This is a genomic window from Sorangiineae bacterium MSr12523, assembly GCA_037157775.1.
Classification (GTDB): domain Bacteria; phylum Myxococcota_A; class Polyangia; order Polyangiales; family Polyangiaceae; genus Pendulispora; species Pendulispora brunnea.
Genome location: CP089982.1, coordinates 397,793 through 419,303, shown reverse-complemented (window position 1 = coordinate 419,303; position 21,511 = coordinate 397,793). Strand labels below are relative to the sequence as shown.

Genomic DNA, 21,511 nt, shown 5'->3' with positions numbered 1-21,511 from the left:
AGACCCGATACGGTTCTTCTCGTGGGCTCTGGCCCTTCATGTGCGGCCGGTCTGCCAGGCTGGTGGAAATTCCTGATGAACCTTGCCAAGTTCGTCGAAGACTGCGGGGAGAATGGCAAGATCGTTCGGGATGAAATCGGCGAGGTAGAGCACCAAATCACCGGAGATCCACTTCTCGCGGCCAGCTATGCTGCTACACAGCTGAATCCACGTGATTTTGGCCGGTTCATACGAGAGCAGTGCAAGGCCGGCAGTGTCCAACCCGCTGAGATTCACCGGACGCTCGTGAGGCTCGGCCCGACCTGCTTCATTACCACGAATTACGATCAACTCATCGAACGCGCCATCGACGAATACAGACCTGACGACCGCCCCCGCGTCGTAACCAATCGCCAACCCCTCGAGGTTGCGGACATCATCACCGCGCAGGCGCGCAATTTCATTTTCAAGTATCACGGCGACGTGATGGATGCCCAAAGCATCGTCCTGTCGCGAGAACACTACCGAAAGATGTTCGGGGAGTTTTCGCACGTCTTCAATGCCATCAAAAGCATTCTTGCTACGCGTCCGATGGTCATGATCGGATTTGGCCTCCGCGATCCGGACTTCCTTTTACTGAAGGACACGCTCGCCGCGACCCTGTCCGAGCATGCCGGCGAACACTATGCCATCATGTCCGGCTTCGACGAAGCCAAGCGTCGTTATTGGAAGCAAAACTACAACATCGACATCATCAATTATGACAACTCGGACGGGAAGCATTCCGAGCTTCTTTCGCTCCTCCAAGCCCTTCGGCAAGAACCAACCAAGACGAATCCGGGAGCATCGTCAAGCGATGAGCAACGCCTCAAACTCATGCGCCTCGCAGCGCGCATGAAGGAGGTGCGGCCGCAAAATGCTCTCGAGCTTCCGCTCAAAGTACGCCCGCGGACATCGCGGACGGCCAAGTCGTTCTCCAATGCGACGAAGACACTCGGCACATTGCCCGAGCTCCTGCGCACCCATGCGAAAAGCTTCGTCCTCACCGGGGACCCGGGCAGTGGAAAGTCATTTGCTCTCAAGGCCTATGCGGCAGACGTCGGGGCGGCGCTGAATGCGGCTTGCTTGGACGAATCGGCGGATATCGAGCAGAAAGCCATCGCGCTTTATGTCGACCTGGCGTCGTACGCGGGTGACTTGCGCGCCCTTCTGCAGGAACAGCTGCCCACTGGGCTACTCCTGGACGACATTCTGCTAAGTCGGCCGTGCTCTCTCCTACTCGACTCCGTGAATGAGATTCCGCGCGAGCACCAGGAAGAGTGGGAGCGCGATATCCTCAAGTTCGTCAATGCGGCGAATACCAAGGATTGCCGCCTCGTGCTCAGTGTGCGTGATGGGCACTCCATGGCGCGGCTCAATCTGCCCGTGTACACCGTGGACGGCATCGAAGAGTCATTCGTCGTGGCGCACTTTCGCGGGAGGAGGCTGCCGACCATTTTCGACCAAGGCGAAATGGTGAATCTTTTCACCAAGCCGTCATTCTTTTCCCTGGCATACAATCGCATCATCGACATCGATCGCGTCGTTACGGCGAACGACGTCTATGCGGCCCTATTTCAACACGTGAATGCACGGTGGGCGGCGACGCATCCGTCGAGACTCGACTTCGTTCCTCTGCTTTCAGGCATTGCCTTCGAGGCCATCAGCTCGGGTCGTGAATACATTCCGGTCGACGACATTCGCGAACGTTGCACCCATGCGCGCACGAATCTCCGCGGGGACGACGCCATCGATTTCCTCATGGCCGAGGGCATTCTCCTGGTTCGGCCTGGACTGCGGGTCACGTTCTTTCATCAATCCGTAACCGAGTTTCTGGCCGCCGTCGAAATCGCCAATCGCTATCGGCAATCGACCGAAATCATCGAAGAAATCCTGCGCGATCGGCGATGGGACCATGCCACACTTTTTGCACTGAGCTCCCTGCCCCGCGATACCGCCTCATCGCTTTTTGCACGCATCGTTCCCGTGGACATCGTTCTGGCATTGCGCGCGACCCAATTCATTCGCGACGGGCGGAATGCCATGATTGCGACCGTCCTGAAAGAAGTGCACCGCCGCGCGGAAACGTGGGCGGCCGAGAATGATCTGGAGCATATGCTCGATGTTGCCGATGCATTGGCCAGCGTTCACGTCGGACCGGAGCATCAGCGGGAGTTGGAGGCCCTTTCGCGAAGGGGCGGGCCCTTGGGTGGCGTGGCCGCGGGGCTGTCGTTCAAGATGACCTCCGACGAGAGCGCCATCATTGGCTTGTTGAACGGCTTCGACGATGACTATGGGTTCATCACGTCCTTGGTCGCCACCGTTCGCGACCAGGCCAATTATCCCTTCGTCCACGCGCTCATTTACTGGGTTCGCGAGAATTACCTCCCGAATGCCAGCCGCGGGCGGCGCCGCTTGGATGGCATTTCGCGGGTCGGAGAGCTCATTCAAGTTTTGCCGCCACGCGAAGCCGAAAAGCTCGTGCTCGAGTTCATCGAGGCCGAAGGCTACGTGCGCGAAGCGCTCTACGAGGGGCTCAAAGCGTGGGATGGCGCCTTTGCGCGAAAGCACCTCATGCAACTCATCAAACGCGGTGCCTACGATGCGGCTTGGGCGTTGCACACCAACCTAATGTATTATTCCTATCGAGCATTGCCCGCGGAATTCGAAGTCGACCCCGCCTTCGCCGACGCCATCGCCTCGGGAACGGCGGACGAGAGCGCGGGGCATTGGGCATTGCACGTTTGCAAGTCGCTGGTGGGCAAGAACCCGCAGTGGCGCGAAGCGCTCACACGAAGCGCCGAAACTCGGACGACGTCGTTCGGGCGAATGCTTCTCCAGGTTTACATTGGCGAGGACGAGGAGCGCACCAAGCCGATCCTCATGGAGCTCGTGACCTCGTCGCATCGATTGACCGATAGCCAGCGCCTGGCGCTGGGAAGAAGCCAGCCTTGGCGCTCGCTCCCACCCGATGCGGCCTTCGCCATCCTTCTCACCGAAAATTGCCGCATGTCCGAGGGCGTACTCTCCGCACTGGGCGGCGCGATTGACCGCACCGCGGCAAGGCCGTTCGCGCATCGGCCCTTCGCTTGGTGGCTCGAATGGATGCAGCGCTGCGAAAGCGCCAACGACGAACTGCACCGCACCTGCGCGCACCGCATCGGCGCCTTCCTCGCCAAGTCGGATTGGACGATGATTCGCATGATCTTGGAGCAATTCAATCGCGCCGACATCCCCGAATCCACGTTTCGCATGATTGGGAAACACATCGTGCCGCGCATGGCCGATGTCTCGACGCTGTCGCTGTCCGATGCGGCATTGCGCCGGCTCCTCGACAGCATCGGAACACCGACGTACGACGACGATATGGGACGCCCGCTTCTCGGACTCTTGGCGACCGAGGGCTTCGTCATTCATCAACTCCTACCACTGACCTTGCGAAAAGACCGCAGCGCGGCGGCGCAGCGGCATCTCGCTCGAATTCTCGAGGTCGCCGGTCGAAGGCACGGCCGGCGCTACGGAATATCGGGTTGACCGAAAATTCCAAGTAAGTAATGTCCGAGGGCTCACATGGCCCTTCACCCCTCTTCCCGTCCAGCGACGGATGGGCCGCTCGGGACCACCATCTTTGTCGATTTGCCAATTCGTCGTTAGAAGATGCCCTAGGTGAGCCGCATTTGCGCCAAGCTTTCGAGCGACATCGACGCGACACGGGCTTGAGCCGTTTTCGGCTCGAAGGCATCGCGAAAGCCGAGTAGAACGATTCCGATGAAACGAACATCGCTGCTCGCGCTATTGGCCATTGTCTGCACGTTGGACACCGGTGTCGTTTCGGCATCCACCGAGGCGTCGGCCGGCCATCGCGTGGCCGTATGGGGACCGAGCATGACCACGGGCGGCCCGGCGTTCAACCATCAGACGATTCGGATGGTTGCACACACCAGCACCGGTGGTGCGGGGCTGCGTATTCATCTTTCGAATTTGCGCGGCACCATTCCGTTGTCCGTCGGTGCCGTGAGCATTGGTTTGCAGGAGCAAGGCGCCGCCGCAGTTGCGGGCTCTCTGCGCGCCGTGCGATTTCGCGCCCGGGAAAGCGTCTCCATTCCTGCCGGTGCGGAAGTCGTCAGCGATCCCATCCCCATGGCGGTCGACACGGAACAGAATGTCATCGTCAGTTTGTACCTGCCCGATCCCACGGGCTCGGCCACGTTTCACTCGTCGGCCTTCCAGACGGCCTACGTGTCCGGCGATGGCGATCACACGACCGAAGAGGGCGCGTCCAGCTATGGCACCACGCGCACATCTTGGTACTTCCTCTCGGGACTGGACGTCCTCCCGTTCGAGGCGCGCGGCACGGTCGTAGCGTTTGGCGATTCGATCACCGATGGATCCATCACCCCCACCGGGGCCAACCGTCGCTGGCCCGACGCACTCGCGCGGCGCCTCGCCGGAGATCATCCGATGGCCGTGGTGAACTCCGGCATCGGAGGAAACCGCGTCCTCACGGATTCGCCCACGCTCCGGCAGGGGATCCGCGCCCTCGCGCGCTTCGACCACGATGCCCTGGCCTTCCCTGGCGTGCGCGACATCATTCTCCTGGAGGGCATCAACGACATTGGCAACAACGCCGGCCCCAACGGCACTCCCATCACCGCGCCCGCGTTGATTGAGGGGTACCGCACATTGATTGCCAAGGCCCATGCAGCGGGTGTCCGCATCATCGGCGCCACGATGCTCCCGTACAAAGGTGCGGGCTATTACCGCGACACGGGGGAACTCGTCCGCCAAGAGGCCAATGCGTGGATCCGCACCAGTGGCGCCTTCGACGGCATCATCGATTTCGATGCGGCCATTCGCGATCCGCAAGATCCTGCGGTCATGCAATCGAGCTACGATTCCGGGGACCATTTGCACCCGAATGCAGCCGGTATGCAGGCCATGGCCGATGCCATCGATCTCGCGTTGTTGCAGTAGCGCGGGCTCTTCAGCCTGGCTCGCGCAGCGCGGGTGAGAAACAAAGTTTCACGTTGCACGAAGTGCGGTATGTCGCATAGTTCGCCGCAAACCGAGGGACGCTCTCGCTAAGAATGTGCGAGTGGCGTCGAAGGGAACACGTGAAATCGATTTACCATGCATGGGTAGCGGCGTTCGCGCTCGCGGCAGCCGCCTGCGGTTCTGCGTCCGACGACGCAGAAGACGTTTCGACGCAAGATGATGCACTTGCCGGAGAGTTTCGCCTCGAAGGGTTCGACGAGACCTTCATCGCAGGCGACGATCTGGGCAAGCTCGCTGTCTTCCACGTCGGAAGCACCTTTTCCAAAAAGAGCATCGCCACGCCAGCCGAGGAAATGCCGCTGGCCATGCGCACGCACGGCGCGAAGTTCTATCTCCTCTATTCGGGAGGCCGGCTCCTCGTCGTGAATGCCAGCACGGCCGCCCTCGAGCAGACGATCACGCTGCCGGTCACCGATCCTGCGGATTTCGAGTTTGCCAGCGACACCGCGATCTACGTCTCGGAGAAGTCGCAGGCCAAGGTCGTTCAAATCGATCTTCCGTCCCGCAAGGTGAAGGCGAGCATCGACCTTGGCTCGTTCAAGAGCGCCGGCGGCTCGGTGGAGCCGCGCCGGTTGTATTGCAATGGCAACGTGCTCTTCGCCCAGGTGGCCCGCACGAAGGCGAATCATCGCCCCGAGCAAGGCGCGCTGGCCGTGGTGGACACGCGCTCCAATGCCGTGAAAAAGAAGATCGAGCTGGAGCTCCCCAAGGCCGACGGCGCGGGCAAATATTCCGGCCTCGAGCCCGATCTGCCCATGGTGCTCGATGCAAAGCGCAATTTGCTATTGGTCACGGCCATCGGCGTGCGGCCGCAGGACACGGGCATGCTCTTTCGCATCGACACGAAGGGCCTCGCGGTGCACGACGTGAAAGAAGCCCAAAGCGGCTTTCAGGGTGCGGTGTCGTTCCGTGCACCTTACAGCGATCTGTTCATCATTTACCATACGAGCACCCCGACGACGTCGACGCATCTTTTCTCGGCCCTCGTCAAAGCCGATGGCACCATTCAGGACCGCACCGGCTCGTTGGTCGACGCGTTCGATGGGATGGATGCCGTGGATATGAACGCGAAGGGCACGCTGGTCGCATTGGCCAATACGTGCATCACTGGCTTCTGCACCAAGGGTGCGGGTGTGAACTTCGTCGATGCGAAGACGCGGAAGGTGCTGCCGAAGCTCTTGGCCAGCGAAATGGGCTTCGAGCCCACGTTCGTTCTCTTTCACTGATTCGCACGCGACGATCTCACGATGGTTCGCGGCGTCGCCGGCGCATCAAGAGTACTCCGATGCCGCATGTCAGCGCCGCGATGCCAGAGAAGACGTTCCCCGCCGGCGAGACGCTGCATCCACCGGAGTCGGAACTGGAGTCCGCCGAAGAAAGTCGCTTGTCCGTCAATGCGGCGAGCGCATCGATCTTTCCGCGTCCCCATGCCGTATTCGGCAGATCCTGGACGCCCTCGGGTTTGACCGCCGTGCGATCGAGAATGCCCCGCACGTCGTCGACGGTGAGCTTCGAATCACGTTGAAGTAAGAGCGCCACGACGCCGGCCGCCATCGGCGAGGCCATGCTCGTCCCCTGCATGGCCACGAAGCCATCGGTGCCTGCCTTGACGACTTGCTTCGGGTCCTCCGGTGCGGAAGGATTCAATGCCGCGACGAGCACCTCACCGGGTGCGGTGATATCCGGCTTCGTCGCTGCCGCAGGATTGCGCATGGGACCATGGCTCGAGAAGGTGCTCAACGCCCCGATCGTGACCAGTGCATCATCCGGGCCGTCCTTCTGCAATTGCGGTTGCCCATCGCTCGACGTCCACGAATTGCGCGACACGAAGGATCCGACGGCAAGCACCTTGGCGGCCGATGCGGGCGAGCCAATGGTCATGTTGCTGTCGACCGTCACACCGGGCGCCTGGCCCGAGGCAATGAATCCGCCTTGTTGTGTCGTATCGATGAACGCATCGAAATGCCCATTTCCGGTGACCTCGAGAAGCCATATCGCGCGGCCTTCCATCTCGTCTTTGTTTTCGTCGGCCAGGCTGATCGCGATGTTACGCGGCCCCGCCGGCGAGGCCGTGCCCGCGCCAGCGACGGGGCCCAACTCCAGCGAGGCTGCGGAGAGCTTCGTCGCCGGCAACTGGGTTCCAATCGTAACAGGGTTGGAGAACACGGGCGCACCGCTGGTCTGAAGTCCGACGCGCACCGACAGGGTCACGTTCGAGTCGGTCCAAAGATTGGCGCTTACCTGCACGATGTCCTTTTTCGTCTCCGGGTCCTCCGTGTGCCCCGGAAGGAACTTGAGAACGATGGGGCTCGACGACGCGGTCGCCGATGCATGCACCACGACCGGCGTACCCTCCAGCGGGTTCACGCTTCCCCCGCCTTCGTTGCCGGCCGCCGCGACGATGATCTTTCCAGGCCCTGAAAGGTTGTCGAGGCACTTGTCGCCCAGCGACGAGCCATCATGCGGTCCAGAATGTTCGCCCAAGCTGAGGTTGACGACCGCAGGCTCCTTCAGCGCGTCGGCCTGCTTGAAGAGATACGCAACGGCGTCGCACATACTGGTGCTCAGCGCCTCGACGTCATCGGAAATACCTGGTGGATTGCCGATCTCCACGAAGGCGATGTCCGCTTCCGGGGCCACACCGACGTACGATGCGCCAGGAACGGGCCCGCCCGCTGCGATGCCGGTCACGTGCGTTCCATGCGCTTTGATCGACTGGTAGGTGCATGTCTTGTCGTCGATCTGCGCGGCCGTACACTCGGTGCCGTACGAGAATCCCGCCGGCGCCGCGCCCACGCCCGCCTGATTCCAAATGGCACGCACGCGCGTCGTGCCGTTGGCCTTCTTGAAAGCCGCATGCTGTGGCTCGAGTCCATCGTCGACCACGCCCACGAGCACGCCCGCACCCTTGAAGAAGCCGGGAAGCGGTTTTGCGCCGGCATGCACTTGATCGGCCTTCACCGCGGCGAGGGCCTTGTCGAGCTTCCGCCGCAGCGGGACACCACCTTCGAGCCTCGTCACGGGGGCAGTATTCGCAATGGCCGCGATGGCTTCCTTGGATACGCGTGCGGTCATGACATCGCCCGCCACAGTCCCGACGGTACCGCCCGCCGCCACCACGTTTCGCCGCGTGGCTTCGGGATCCTTCGATTCGACGAAGATCGATATCGTCTTCGACGATTCGGGCTTTTCAGCCGGGCCCGCTGACAATGTGCGCGCGCGCAAGGCTGCATCGAGTTTGGACCATCCCGAGACCGTCAGCCCGGTTTGGGCCACCGCGGGGTCGACGTGGTCGCCCGTCTGTTTCGTATTCGTCGGATTCGAGGAATCGGAACAAGCCACCGCGACCCCGCCAAGCAAGCACAGAAGGATAGTTCTCTTCATCGAAGATAAGACGCTCTCCGTCCGCTTCCGTCGCGCAAATTCGTTGTCGCGGTGCGCGTCGATTCATGGCAACTCGCCGAATCGCGGTCTCGAAAAACCGTTCACAAAAAAGAACCCAGCGCCAAAAAAAAGCGCTGGGCTCTTGCCATTCCGCTGGTCGGAAGGTGTCACCAGATCTTGACGCGCTTATCCGGTGCCAAATACAGAGGATCGTCCGCTTTGACGTCGAAGGCTTTGTACCAGGCGTCGAGGTTGCGAACGACGCCATTGACCCGATAGAGCGCCGGCGAGTGCGGATCGGTCAGCACTTGGTTGCGCAGGGCCTGATCGCGATAGAGGGCACGCCACACTTGGGCCCAGCCCAAAAAGAAGCGCTGATCGCCCGTGTATCCGTCGAGCGTGGGGGCAGGCTTTCCTTCGAGGGAGAGCTGATAGGCTTGGTACGCGACGGTGAGGCCGCCCACGTCACCGATGTTTTCACCGAGCGTCAGCCGGCCATTGACCTTGATGCCGGGGAGCGGCTCGAACATGGAATATTGCTCGGCCAAGGCATCCGTGCGCTTTTTGAATGCTTCGATATCGGCCGGTCCCCACCAGGTGCGGAGCACGCCCTTCGCATCCGACTTGGCGCCCTGATCGTCGAAGCCGTGGCCCATTTCGTGGCCGATGACGCCGCCGATGCCACCGTAGTTGACCGCCGGATCGGCCTCGGGATCGAAGAACGGGGGCTGGAGGATTGCCGCCGGAAAGACGATTTCGTTGAACGTCGGATTGTAATAAGCGTTTACCGTCTGCGGCGTCATGAACCATTCGTCGCGATCGCTCGGCTTACCGAGCTTCGCCCGCTCGTATTCATGGTGCCATACCTGGCTGCGACGCTTGTTCCCGAAGGCATCGCCCACCGCGACCTGGAGTGACGCGTAGTTCTTCCACTTGACCGGATATCCGATCTTCGGGCGGAAGGTTGCCAGCTTCTCGAGCGCGACCTTCTTCGTCTCCGCGGTCATCCAATCCACGGACTGAATACGCGCGGCGTATCCTTTGCGCAGATTCTCGACGAGGCGGTCCATCTCCGCTTTCGCCTTGGGCTGGAAGAAGCGCGCGACGTACAGCTCACCTACCGCGTCACCGAGAGCGCCATTGACGGCGCCAACACCACGCTTCCAGCGCTCACGCTGTTGCGGCTGCCCATTCAGGGTGCGCCCGGTGAAATCGAACACCTCGTCGTCGAGCTGCGTCGGCAGCACGTCGGCCGATGACCGCAAGAAGTGGTACGTCAGGTAGGATTTCCACGTGGGGATCGGCGTCGTGGGGAAAAGCTGCGCCAGCTTTACGACCGCGGTGTTCTCCGCCACGATCACCGACGGCTCGCTGCCGTAGCCTTGCGCGTCGAGGTACACCTTCCACGGGAACTGCGGTGCTTCCTTTTGCAGCTCGGCAATCGTGCGCGGGTTGTACGTCTTTTCGCGCTCCCGACGCTCGGCAATCGGCCAGTGGCGCTCGGCAATTTGGGTCTCCAGCGCGAGAATGGCTTTGGCATTGGCGGCGGCCTGCTTGTCGCCAACCATCGCGAGCACCTTGGTGACGTGCGCAAGGTACTTCGTCCGGATTTCCTCGAACTGCTTTTCCTTCTTCAAATAGAACTCGCGATCGGGCAAGCCGAGGCCGCCTTGGCTGACGCCGACGACGTAACGATCGGGGTTCTTGTCGTCGAGGATGACCTCCATGTCGATCGGCGTCTTGACGGGCAGATCGGGACGTCCCATCAGCTTCACGATGTCGACGAGGGTCTTCGCCTTGGCGATCGCCTCGAGATCGGCCTTGGCGGGGGCGAATCCCTTTTGATCGATGGCGGCCGTGTCGAGGTAGGCGGCATAAAAGTCGGCGACCTTCTGCGCATTGTCGCCTTTGGTCGACTTGGACTGGACCTGCTCGTCGAGAATCTTGCGCACATTGGCATCCGACTCTTCGCGAAGCTGGTCGAACACGCCCCACCGCGAGCGATCTGCGGGGATCTGCGTATCCTTTTGCCAGCGGCCTCCGGCGAACGCGTAAAAGTCCTTGCCCGGTTTGACCGTGGTATCGGCACCCGCCATGTCGATGCCGAACGTGCCCAGCTTGGGCTTTCCGCGCGGGGGCGCCGGCGGCGGCGTCGGTGCGGGCGTTTCGACCGGCTTGGCCGCGGCCGCTGTCGAGGGAGGGGGCGCAGGGTCCGCGCACGAGGCCATGCAGGCGAGGGCCGAGAGACACAAAAACAGGCGATTCCGACTCATGGAACGACTCGTAGTAGGAGACGGGTCGCGACGCAACGGGGCCGCTTGGACTACCGAGAATCGCCGACGCGATTCCGTTCGAGGTCCCCCTCCGTCCGCGTCGCCTCGGGCATGCGAGCATGCGCGTCATTGACGATTTCGAGCCGCCGTTTCGAATCACCGTCCGGCCGCGCTCGATCGACACAGGCCATCAAGACAACGTATCATCGGCTTCGGACCAAAGGAGTTCCTTGCCTTGATAAAGGCACCGCTCGGGGGCCAAGGCTTCGAATATGGCGTTTTCGTCGCCGAATTCGATGATGAGCATTCTTTGAATCAGGTCATCGCTGAGGCGCAACGCTTTCATGGCCTCGAGTTCCTGCGGCTCGCCGGATTGCCCGAGGGTGTCGAAGTACTCGGCCGCCTTGGCCACGCCGGCCATGGACCATCCGTCGAAGGGGCAGCAGGCGCCCTGAAAGTAGTGACCGCCGTCGCATCGAAAGAACAATCTTTTCATGTGCCGCCCCGGCGGTGCGTCGCTGGTGGGTTTCCAGGGTGTGAGGCTGTTTCGATCGATGATGATCGCTGGCTCGCATTCGGGCCTCTGAAGCACCTTGAATCGTTGGCCATCGGGCTGGACCAAGATCCAGAGGAAAGGAATATGCGCCTGTGGTTCGCCAGCCGGAAAGGAGCCAAGTACCCCCGCACCCAAGATGCGCGCAATGGCTGTCGCCAAGTCCACATCCGAGTGAATGCGCGAGGGTCGATATGGGAAGACGCTGAGCTCTTCGGGATAGTCGTGGCCCTCCAGGTAATTCTCTTCGAAGTACACGGATGCAGCGCCCTCCGTTCCACCGCCGATGGCGCAAACTTCGCTCGGCGGAATCTCGAAAATCTTTGCAAGCAATCGGCGAGCTTCACCCCGCCCCAGGCGACGCGGCAAAAGAATCGAAAGCGCTCTACTCTGACTCGCGGTCACGAAATATCCCCCCATCCACCGATTATGACTTGGGTTGCTTCAACGGATCACGCCATTCGGCATTGGCGAAATTCGCAACGTCACAACCATGAAAATCTGTCGAGCACTTCTACGCCCGAGGTTCGCCTGCGGTCGATAACGGCCAAGTCTGTTTCATCATCGTCGATGACGAGGGCAGTTCGCGTCGTCCTATCGACAATCGCGACCCCATCATGGTCCCCGCCAACGAGTACAAGCACGTAACGTCGTGTCGGGTCCATGTTTCAACTGCACCATTATGAACGTGTTCGCATGTCGAGCCAATAGCAACCGAGGCAGATTCGAAGAATGCATAGGTAATCCGCCCCGAGAGACAAGACGCTCGTGAATGGCGGTTCCTTTTCGCGCAAGTTGCGCGTCGCATCGCTTCAGGCGAGAGTCGTCCGCTAGCGGCAATCGTTCCGTAAAATGAGATGGAGCCCAAGTCGCCTGGTCGAGTTGGTACATGACGGTTGACGCCAGCACCAGTGTCCGTTCAATGCATCAATAAGAATTAGATATATTACATGTCCGCGATTTGGACACGACAAGACCTTTGGTCCTGCGTTTCTAAAACGTCGACCATCAACGCTCCGGGGTCGAGCCCGAATCACGCAGAGCGATATCGAAGTATGCCCAAAGATGAACAGAAATGACGATGATGGGCTCCAAGCCATCCAGTCACCAGGCACTGCCCCTGCTCGATGCGTGCGACCAAGGTATTCATTACGGCGCGCGTCGTTCGGAAACCTTGCTCCGCATACCGGACACCGTCGCGACGCCGTGGTTCTGACATCGGTTGTCCGAACGTCCGTTCGGCGTACATGTCCTTTCGAAGCGCGGCTTTTCCCCTCTTCCATGCGTCCATTTCAAATGAGGGTCGCCGGACGGCGGCGCGCGATAACGCGCAGCGTCGCTCCGTGCTGCGCACCATCCGTCATAACGGATCGCTGATGAGCATAACGGAACAATGTGCTGGAAAGCGCACCGCGTTTGCGCAAATCCTGCAGCGAGCATGCCCCCATCCGCCATAGCGGATTGGTGGAGAGCATAGCGGAGCAATGCGCGCCAGAACGCGGGCAAACATTTGCGCAACCCCCTGCTGTCAGCATAAATGAGGAGCGTCGCGCGTAAGGTGCTAATTAAATGAATACCTCTTATACATTATGCGCCAGACAGCTCATTGGTGCGCTCCGAGAAGTCGTCCACGCCACCCCAACGGCGGCGGCCGTTTCGAGCGGAGAGAGGGCGCGTCGCGTTGCGGACGTGCTCGCGACATTTCTTCGCCAGCCGGATTTGCTCAGCCCCGAGCAACTCGAGGCCGATCCGAAATCGTACCGTCAGCACCTTTTGCATGTGGAACCAGGTGGCGCCTTTTCGGTGGTGGCGCTGGTGTGGCTTCCCGGCCAGCAGACCCCCATTCATGATCATGTCTCGTGGTGCGTCGTGGGGACGTACCGCGGACAAGAAGAAGAAGTGCGCTACGAACTCGTGGGTGCGGGGGGCGATGCGCACCTCGTCCCGACGGGCTTCGCGTTCAGCCCCACGGGGACCACGGCGTACCTGACGCCACCGGGCGACATTCACGCGGTGCGCAATGGGACCGACGGCAAGGTCGTCTCCATCCATATTTACGGTGCGGACGTGTCCGCGTGCGGCGGGACGAGCATTCGCCGCCGCTACGACCTGCCCGTGCGGCCGCCCGCCGATTGGCATTGAGCGAACGCTACGCCGCGCCGACGATGCGCCGCACGAGCGATGCCTTGCTCACCGCGGCGCCACGGTCCTGAGCGAGCGGCGAGATCGCTTGCAAGCGCCGCAAAATCTCCGCGCGCGCCTTGGTGTACTCGTGTTGCTCGAGCGCGTGCCCATGAATGCCGTACCGCTCCCACGCACCGCGGACGGCGGCCTCGGGAAGCGGCGACTCCATGGTCGCAGGCAGCGACGTGAGTGCCGCGCGCAGCGCGTTCAAGACAGGCGTGCCACCCTGGGCGACGCACCATTCGACGACATCCCAACCATGCGCCGCGTGGCGACCTTCGTCGGCGGCAATCTCTTTCAAAATGGCGCGAATCTCAGGAACTTCGCAGCGCTTGGCCAATTTGGCAATGATGCGCGCCGACACGCCCTCGTGCAGCGCCCCGTCGATCAATGAATCGACGGCCAATTGAATCAACGCCATTCCACGAATTCCCACCAGCGTACGCGCGCGTTGCGCCTCCGGAAATGGCCCCGGCCCCTCGGCGCGACCGTCCAACGCCCTCGCCAACGAGAAGCAAAGCTCCGTGTGGCGTACCTCGTCGAGCGCGTCGCGGTTGGAGGCTGCGATCAGCGACGGCGGCGCGCCAAGTGCCATGAGATCCAACGTGAGCCGCGCAAACGCTGCCACGGACGCGTGCTCCGTTCGGCCATTCTCACGCCATTGCGCCGCCAGCCCTGCCCGCGCTCTCTCGTCTTCGATGGCGCGCGCCATCCCCTCGACGGACGCTGTCGATGTCACACTGGCCCACGTGGGCCCTTCTTCGATGCGCGCCAAGAGGACGCGTCCAAAGCGGCGCAGCTGACGTCCGCGCTGGAACTGCAGCGTGGAGAGCATCGCCAAGAGCGCACCCACACCCGCCACGAAGAGATTTCCCAGGAGTGAACATACGAACAGAATCGTGGAAGCCTTCCCAAGCGGAGGGCCTTTGATCGCAAAGCGAATACCTCGCCCGAATCCGACCAACGCCACGAGGCCTGCCAGCGCGAGGCCGTAGGTTCCTCGCACGTGCAGCTCCGGCCGAGCCATTAGCCACAACGTGCACGCGGCAATGCCAAGGGCCGCCACCAGCCAAAGAAGCGTCTCCCTTGCCCAATGACGTCTTGGCACGGACGGGGCCGGCGCAGCCGCTGCGACCGGAGCAGCATATGGATTCATGCCGCTTATACGCTTGGGTGCGCCGAATTGTTCTTATGCTCGGTGCGTTCCATTGTCACTTTCACGTCTGCGAGGATCTGCTCGATGGCCCGGGTGATGGTGGGCGCCATCTCGTGCGGAAGAAGATCCGCAATCCAGACGAAACGACACGCGTGCGCCCCATCTGGGAATACCTGGGCCGAAGCATTGTGGTGCGTCATCGATGTACCCACGACGCTCCACGCCACGCGGCGCGCCGCATCGTCGACGTCCACGATGAGCTCGCGCACGGTCATGCCGCTGCTGAATGTGACCATCCGCGCTTGCCCGCCGTCTTCGAGCTGGACGTTGGTAACGAGCCCGGGTGCAAGCCGCGTGTGAATGGCACCTATGTCACGCAGCGCGTCCCATACGGTCTCGGCGCGTGCCTGGATGAGAATCTCTCGATGAATGGAAGCCATGGCTTTCCTCCGATCTGCGACCAGGTTAGGGACGGCACCTGCGGCAGACTTGGAATAAGTTGCTCTTCGAGGGCCGAGCCGTTCCGACTTGGGTGCAGCCATTGCAGGTCACCATGGTGGAGGCGAAACCATGGCCAACATCGCGCATCCTCGCCTGCACGGCGAGCCCGTCGTTCGAAAGCACGACCCTGCTTACCAGGCCTACCAGATTCTGCACTGCGGCTTTGCAGTGCTGCCCATCATTGCAGGTGTCGACAAGTTTTTGCATTTGCTCGTGAACTGGGACCAATACCTCGCACCGCCCATTGCTCGCATGTTGGGCAGCGGCGCGGGCACATTCATGCTCGTCGTCGGCGTCGTCGAAATTGCCGCCGGCGTGCTCGTTGCCCTCAGGCCCAAAGCCGGCGCGTATCTGGTAGCCGGCTGGCTCGGAGCCATCATCATCAATCTGCTTCTCACGCGCCAATACTTCGACGTCGCGCTCCGCGACTTCGGCCTTTACCTCGGCGCGTTGGCGCTCGGCCGATTGAGTGCTGAATACGACCACGCCGCTGGGGAACCGAGCACCTCGAGAATCTAGGAGCTCCGCAGGGCCTTCGCGTCGTCGATGGCCCTGCTCACGCGATACCGTAACGAAGGCGAGCGGAAGACGACCTGGTTCATCGAGGGCGTGACGAAGTTTCACCGTACGGTGGAGACTTACGTGAACACCTTGCTCGCGCGTGGATTTCGGCTCGATCATCTGGGGGAGCCGGGCCCCGTCGACGATGCCTTGGCGAAACGACCTGCCTTGGACCAGGAGAACCAGCGCCCGCCCATTCTCGTACTCGCGGCGAGTCGACCGCGCGAGTGATTCGAGTAAGATCTCCGATTGCTAACGAGACTCGACCGAGTACATCTGCTTGTGCGAGTGTGCCTCGAACGTCGCCAACGCGGCATCGGCCTCGCAACGCGATGTGAAGGTTGCAATGACGTATCGAAGCCCATGATCGTCTTGCCGAACGAGGCGCCACGCGCGGGGCGCCTCGTTCAACGGATCCGGTACCCACTTGGAAAGCTGCTCGATTGCAAGGGGCAGATGAAAGCAAATGTGCTCGAAATCGCGATTGTTCGCATGTATTTCGATGTTGGCCATGTCATGCTCGTCCACCACCATCCCGGTCCCATCCGGTCGAAGATGAAATTGCCAAACCACGATCTCCATACCGCATCGGGCACGCACGACCCACGCATCGAACGGCCCCAACCCATTGGAGTCGAGATCGACTCCGTCGGGTTGCCCCAATGCATCCACCAACCGTAGCCGAGTCGCTCGAAAATTGAAAAGAGGGGGACTGGTCCAGTCGACGCCTTTGCCGGGCGGCATCATGGCGACTTCGCATTCATTCGAGCGACACTTTGTTTCGCGGTTTCCAACGATTGGACACACCAGGTAGCGCGATCGCGATCGGTGATGTGGTGGTCGGCCGGCCACACGATCCAAATTCCGTTGATGATCTTGTATTGCGTTCCGTAGAGTTGCGGTTCCAGGCGCGACATGTGGTACCGATCGCGGGACGCCGCGACGAGCCAGCGAGCTTTGACGAAATTGGAATCCAATTCGACGGCGTGCCTCGCGAAGTGGAAGGCCGTAGCATGGCTCGATTCGTCGATGCCGTGCTGAAAGACCATGGCAGCATGGTAGTAGTCGTCCGCCGTGCGCAACTGCTTCGCCGCCTCGAGTTGCCTCACGCGTTCACGGCGGGCGGCGTCGCGCGGATTGACCACCTTCCAATCGATTTTTTCCGGTGCAGCGCGCCGGTCGTCCTGGTCAGCATGGTAAATGTCACGCAACTCGCCGTTGATTGAGTTCAAGTACGCCGCGCAAGCCGGTTTGAACTCCGTGACGAACGAGGCCCATTGCGGGTCATCGGCAAGCTCTCGCTGTAGGTTGGCGTTTTCGATGGTGTCGTCGCAATACGAGGCGCTCGTTTCGAGTCCTTTTCGAAAGAGGGCAATGGCTTCCGCACGGTGGCCAGCTTTCAATTCGCAGCCTGCCGCGCTGACGAACGCATCGGCCTTCGCACGGCCGGATGCGTGCTCGCTCGCGCGCAGGGACAGACTGGTGCAATCGGAATATCGCTTCTCTACGTACGCGGTGGTGGCGGCTTGTGCATCGAGCATCCACCCTTCCACCCCGACTTCCCGATGCGCCGTCGCGGCGGGCCGGGCTCCGCAGGCCGATAAACCCAACATCAAGGCAAGCCACCATTTCATGAAGGATCCACCTGGGTGCGCAGGGCACGGTATGCCCTGGAAATTCGCTGTACGTTGGACATGTTCAAAAGCAAAAGAACCACATTGACCATGCTCAGTCCAATGGCCCCAAGCCCCGCCAATGAAATGACGAACAAGAGTGACGCGCCCGAGGCCAGCAGACTAAAAAACGCCGCGAACAGCCCCACGATGACGAAAGGGATCTTACCTTTGACGATGCCCCAGGCCACCGTCAAATAGAGAATCCCCATGACGAACAGGAGTCCGAGAATCGCGGAGAGCACCGGCCCCGGGCGTGCACTCCAAGCGGACATGGCCACGAAGAACTGCATCACGAGAAACAGATCCACCAACCCCGCCAAAAGCGACGCGAGCCCCGCCAGCTTGAGAAGGGGCGGCGGCAAAGTCTGCACGAACAGGTCGGCCGAATCGCCCTCGCCGCCAGGTGCTGAAAGAGAACGTGGCACCTCGTACGGATTGTGAGCCATGCGATGGGATCTACGTGAGAACACCGTGGGTCGCCACCGCGACCGCGCGCTTTGGACGACACTACGGGATTTTTCGCGACGCCGCGAAAGAAGTCCTCGTCTCGCGGTCCGTTGCACTCCGCCGGGGAGCTTGGACATGAGGTCCGCAGGCTGTTAAATGCCTAGAATGCTACCTTATCTTCGTTCGCTTGGCCTTCTCACATTCCCATTCGCTCTTCTGAGCGTGTACGCATGCAGCAGTTCGGATTCCCCATCCAATGGCGATCGCGATGCGGCGCCGCCCGCCATCGATGCTGGGCCGGACGCGCACCACGAGTCAGACGCACACCCGAATGACGACGCCGTTTGCCCGAACCAGCGCATCGAGCAGACCAGTGCCGGCCCTGTCATCGTCTGCGATGACGGCTACCCGACACCGCCCTATTTGCATGTCCCCGCACCTCGTCCGCTCGAAGGTGGCAATCGAGAAGTGGTGGGCGGCATTGCATCCGCGACGAGCTTTCGCGATGCGCAGGGCAACGACTATGCATTGCCCGATGGCATGGCCAGGGCGGAGACGTGGGACAAGGCTTCGCATGAATACCAGGCAGACCACCTCTATCGCGCGACGGTCGATTCGGCAGGCAAGGTGACGAAGCTCGTTCGCTTTGCGAAGGCTGCGGATGCCCTCTTTTTCCGCAACTGGGAAGGGCGCGCCTTCGAGGGGAAAATCGCCAAACGCGTCGGCGACCAATACGAGACGACACCGAGTGTGCCCGTTCGTCTTCGCATCACGGAGGTACGCGAAGGCCTGCCCCCGGGTTGGTCGGCCTACGAAAATGGCGTTTTCGTGCCACTCGCTCCGTACAATCCCGTGCATACCGTGGCCGTCGTCGAGAACATCGACCACGCTCTCACCAGCGCCAATGGCCCGTGCTTGGCGCCCCTCTCCGCCCTCGGTGCGGAGGATCCGGGCATCAAAGCGACAGTTCGGCTCGTGCGCGTGCCGAGCATGCACTCGCCGGGCGCCAACACCGTGGTCGTCGTCCTCGAGTCCAGCTCGAAGATCCCGACCAACATGGCGCATACACTATGGGCCGGCCCCGCCGACCTTATATCTGCGTCAGGCAAGGTCCCCGGCGACTTCAACGCCGCGCCGCACGGGGCACCGCAATACGGCATCGGCCTCAGCATGGCCCCCGTGACGGGCGGCGGTGCGGCCTGCACGCGCTGATGGTACCCTCGTGCGGCATAGCACGGAGGAAATCCCATGCCGCACCGCGACCGACGACGCTCGATCTTCCGCCTTGGCAGGGCAGTCCTCGTGACGATGGCCTGCATCGCATGCAACCAGAAGCCCCCCGCGGATGCATCGAGCGCCGCCCCCTCCGCTGCCCCCTTGCCGACGAGCCAAGCCGCCGGCCAACCGCCTCCCCTCCCCGGCCAACGAGAAGGCGATTACACGATTCGCGACTTTCGCTTCGCAAGTGGCGAATCCATTCCCGAGCTCCGTTTGCACTACACGACTCTGGGCAAGCCCCACGAAGGCGCGAACGGAGCCGTCGACAATGCCGTATTGCTGCTTCATGGCACCACGGGGCGCGGGCGGCAGTTTCTCACGGACTCGTTCCGCAGCGCGATGTTCGGGGCTGGGCAGCCGCTCGATACGTCGAAGTATTACGTCATCATGCCCGACAATGTCGGCGCAGGGCAATCATCGAAACCGAGCGAAGGCCTTCACGCCCGCTTTCCGCATTACGCCTATGCGGATATCGTCGAGCTCCAGCATCGCCTGGTGACCGAAAAGCTCGGCATATCGCATCTCCGTTTGCTTCTGGGCACGTCGATGGGTGGCATGCACACGTGGCTCTGGGCGGAGAAGTACCCGGACATGATGGATGCGGCCGTGCCCATTGCGTGCGAACCGACGCGCATCCTCGGGCGGAACCTCCTCTGGCGACGCCTGATCGTCGAGGCCACCAAAGGCGATCCGCAATACAATGGCGGCGAGTACACCGCACAGCCCAATGGCTTTCTCGCGATGATGCCGCTCTTTTACATGATGACCGACAACCCCGGGCACCTTCAGCAGGCCATTCCGAGCATCGAAAAGGCCACGGCCTTCATCCACCCCGAAAAGGGATTCGGCGATCGCAGTGGTGCGCAGCTCGATGCAAACAACCTGGTCTATGCGCTGGATGCTTCACGTGACTACGATCCGGAGCCGGATCTCCAGAAGATCAAGACGAAGGTGCTGGCCATCAACTTCGCCGACGACGAGCTCAATGCCGTGTCGCTGGGGAATCTCGCGCGGCTCGTTCCACGCGTGCCGGGGGCGCGCTTCGTCATCGTTCCCGCGGGCGAACGCACACGCGGGCACATGACCCAGTTGCTCGCCTCCGTATGGCAAGAGCATTTGATAGCGTTCTTGCGTGAGCTGAACTGAAGTCTTTTCGGGACACTCGGAAGGGGCTCGCGTCTTGCAGACCCGCCCGCCGAGGAGGATTCCCGAATGATAAGCCGAAGGTCACTTCTCGGCGGGCTGTCGGCCGCCTTCGCGTGTACGTCGCTTTCTCTCTCTCGCCAAGCGCGGGCGGCCACCACGCTCCCCATTTCCATCGTGAATAGCACCGGGCGCTATGCCAACAACGCGATATGGGTTTACATCGTCGGCACCGAGGCGGGCACCGGCCGGCAACTTTATTCGCGCGGAAACGGCGTCGCGACGCCCATTGCGCTCTCCGACAATGGCCCCGATGGTTATACCGATTATGCCATACCCCTGCGAAGTTCCGGCAGCACACCGCTGACCTTGCCCAACATGGCTGGTCGCATCTATTTCGCGATCGGACAAAAGTTGAAATTCCGCGTGGTCGTCGCCGGCGACGGACGCCCGGGCCTGCAGTACCCTGCGGGCTGGGTATCGGGCGACCCGAATTACAACATTTTGCACGACTTTCTCGAATTCAACTTCACCACCGGTGGAATGTACTGCAACACCACCATGGTGGATCAATTCAGCATTCCGCTATCGATCCAACTGGACGGTGCGCGAAGCCAAAATACGGGGAGCATCGTCCCGGGCGGGCGCGATCGCATCTTTTCCGCCATCGCGGCGCAATCCGCGTTCTCGCGCCTCGTCATCGGGGACAAGATGCGTGTCATTGCACCGGGGCACGGCATCAATGCGGGCCTCTTTTCGTCGACGTATTTCGATGGGTACGTCAATGACGTGTGGAACAAGTATGCGGGTACGAACCTATCGGTCAAAATCAACACCACGACCTACACTGGCCGCGTGAGCGGTGGATCCCTCGTCTTCGACGGTGGCGTGCGCACCTTCGCCAAACCCTCCACGCGCGACATCTTCTTCTGCAACGGTGCATTGGACGCCGGCGGCCAACCCAGTGGCGCCGTCGCCGCTGTCTTGGGAGCGGCATTCAACCGGTCGACTTTGCGGGACTACCCCAGTCAGCCCACCACCAGCGCGTCCACGTTTTATCAGCAGGCGGTGACCAATCACTATTCGAAGAGCATCCACGCCAACACTTCCAACGGAAAAGCGTATGGCTTCCCCTTCGACGACGTGGTCGACTTTGCGTCCTACATCCAGGATGAAGCACCACGCTCCGCCACAATCACCTTGACGGCGTTCTAGGAAACCGGTGACATAGCGGTACAGCGATCGTGATCCTTCGGATCAGGGACGATCCCGAGGATCGCGA

The 21,511-nt window shown here is 61.4% G+C and carries 17 protein-coding genes; 9 read left to right on the top strand and 8 right to left on the bottom strand.

The features are described from left to right. Positions 1 to 75 precede the first annotated feature (75 nt). The 3 genes from LZC95_01750 (at position 76) to LZC95_01740 (ending at position 6,299) form a co-directional block, all read left to right on the top strand. A complete protein-coding gene (locus LZC95_01750) occupies positions 76 to 3,552 on the top strand; it encodes an SIR2 family protein (GenBank protein WXA95566.1) in 3,477 nt (1,158 codons plus the stop codon). Between the two features lie 234 nt (positions 3,553 to 3,786). After that, positions 3,787 to 4,992 carry an SGNH/GDSL hydrolase family protein gene (locus LZC95_01745; protein ID WXA95565.1) on the top strand — a complete coding sequence of 402 codons (1,206 nt, stop codon included), beginning with the start codon at positions 3,787 to 3,789 and terminating at the stop codon, positions 4,990 to 4,992. A gap of 140 nt (positions 4,993 to 5,132) precedes the next feature. After that, the gene (locus tag LZC95_01740; protein WXA95564.1) at positions 5,133 to 6,299 is read left to right on the top strand and encodes a hypothetical protein; all 1,167 of its coding nucleotides are present in this window, start codon (positions 5,133 to 5,135) and stop codon (positions 6,297 to 6,299) included. 16 nt (positions 6,300 to 6,315) lie between these two features. On the opposite strand, the gene LZC95_01735 is transcribed toward LZC95_01740, so the two are convergent. The 3 genes from LZC95_01735 to LZC95_01725 form a co-directional block, all read right to left on the bottom strand. After that, on the bottom strand, positions 6,316 to 8,457 hold the full coding sequence (locus LZC95_01735) for a S8 family serine peptidase (GenBank protein WXA95563.1): 2,142 nt from the start codon (positions 8,455 to 8,457) through the stop codon (positions 6,316 to 6,318). 167 nt (positions 8,458 to 8,624) lie between these two features. Continuing rightward, entirely contained in the window at positions 8,625 to 10,730 is a 2,106-nt protein-coding gene (locus LZC95_01730) for a M13 family metallopeptidase (protein ID WXA95562.1), read from the bottom strand. A gap of 190 nt (positions 10,731 to 10,920) precedes the next feature. Continuing rightward, positions 10,921 to 11,616: a hypothetical protein gene (locus tag LZC95_01725; protein ID WXA95561.1), complete on the bottom strand. Its 696-nt coding sequence runs from the start codon at positions 11,614 to 11,616 to the stop codon at positions 10,921 to 10,923. Positions 11,617 to 12,852: 1,236 nt separating this feature from the next. On the opposite strand from LZC95_01725, the gene LZC95_01720 reads away from it, so the two are divergent. Further along, positions 12,853 to 13,425 carry a cysteine dioxygenase family protein gene (locus LZC95_01720; protein ID WXA95560.1) on the top strand — a complete coding sequence of 191 codons (573 nt, stop codon included), beginning with the start codon at positions 12,853 to 12,855 and terminating at the stop codon, positions 13,423 to 13,425. A 7-nt stretch (positions 13,426 to 13,432) separates the two neighbouring features. Here LZC95_01720 and LZC95_01715 read toward each other — a convergent pair whose 3' ends face one another. Together LZC95_01715 and LZC95_01710 are read right to left on the bottom strand one after the other, a co-directional pair. Then, positions 13,433 to 14,473, bottom strand: a complete 1,041-nt coding sequence (locus LZC95_01715; GenBank protein WXA95559.1) for a ferritin-like domain-containing protein — start codon at positions 14,471 to 14,473, stop codon at positions 13,433 to 13,435. A 155-nt stretch (positions 14,474 to 14,628) separates the two neighbouring features. Beyond that, a complete protein-coding gene (locus LZC95_01710; GenBank protein ID WXA95558.1) occupies positions 14,629 to 15,063 on the bottom strand; it encodes an SRPBCC family protein in 435 nt (144 codons plus the stop codon). A 130-nt stretch (positions 15,064 to 15,193) separates the two neighbouring features. Between LZC95_01710 and LZC95_01705 the strand changes: the two genes are divergently transcribed. Both LZC95_01705 and LZC95_01700 read left to right on the top strand, forming a co-directional pair. After that, a complete protein-coding gene (locus tag LZC95_01705) occupies positions 15,194 to 15,643 on the top strand; it encodes a hypothetical protein (protein ID WXA95557.1) in 450 nt (149 codons plus the stop codon). 27 nt (positions 15,644 to 15,670) lie between these two features. Next, entirely contained in the window at positions 15,671 to 15,916 is a 246-nt protein-coding gene (locus LZC95_01700; GenBank protein WXA95556.1) for a hypothetical protein, read from the top strand. A gap of 21 nt (positions 15,917 to 15,937) precedes the next feature. Here LZC95_01700 and LZC95_01695 read toward each other — a convergent pair whose 3' ends face one another. Genes LZC95_01695 through LZC95_01685 form a run of 3 tightly spaced genes read right to left on the bottom strand, consistent with a single transcriptional unit; the run spans position 15,938 to position 17,807 of the window. Further along, positions 15,938 to 16,432: a hypothetical protein gene (locus LZC95_01695; GenBank protein WXA95555.1), complete on the bottom strand. Its 495-nt coding sequence runs from the start codon at positions 16,430 to 16,432 to the stop codon at positions 15,938 to 15,940. Continuing rightward, positions 16,429 to 17,319, bottom strand: coding sequence for a hypothetical protein (locus LZC95_01690; GenBank protein WXA95554.1), 891 nt, complete (start codon positions 17,317 to 17,319; stop codon positions 16,429 to 16,431). The genes LZC95_01695 and LZC95_01690 overlap by 4 nt, the downstream gene beginning before the upstream one ends. After that, the gene (locus LZC95_01685) at positions 17,316 to 17,807 is read right to left on the bottom strand and encodes a hypothetical protein (GenBank protein ID WXA95553.1); all 492 of its coding nucleotides are present in this window, start codon (positions 17,805 to 17,807) and stop codon (positions 17,316 to 17,318) included. The genes LZC95_01690 and LZC95_01685 overlap by 4 nt, the downstream gene beginning before the upstream one ends. A 166-nt stretch (positions 17,808 to 17,973) precedes the next feature. On the opposite strand from LZC95_01685, the gene LZC95_01680 reads away from it, so the two are divergent. From LZC95_01680 to LZC95_01670, 3 genes are all read left to right on the top strand, one after another. Next, the gene (locus LZC95_01680) at positions 17,974 to 19,020 is read left to right on the top strand and encodes a hypothetical protein (GenBank protein WXA95552.1); all 1,047 of its coding nucleotides are present in this window, start codon (positions 17,974 to 17,976) and stop codon (positions 19,018 to 19,020) included. A 36-nt stretch (positions 19,021 to 19,056) separates the two neighbouring features. After that, positions 19,057 to 20,232 (top strand): alpha/beta fold hydrolase, encoded by a 1,176-nt coding sequence (locus LZC95_01675; GenBank protein WXA95551.1) that lies wholly within the window; start codon positions 19,057 to 19,059, stop codon positions 20,230 to 20,232. A 66-nt stretch (positions 20,233 to 20,298) separates the two neighbouring features. Beyond that, positions 20,299 to 21,444, top strand: a complete 1,146-nt coding sequence (locus tag LZC95_01670) for a beta-1,3-glucanase family protein (GenBank protein ID WXA95550.1) — start codon at positions 20,299 to 20,301, stop codon at positions 21,442 to 21,444. The last annotated feature ends 67 nt before the right edge of the window (positions 21,445 to 21,511 follow it).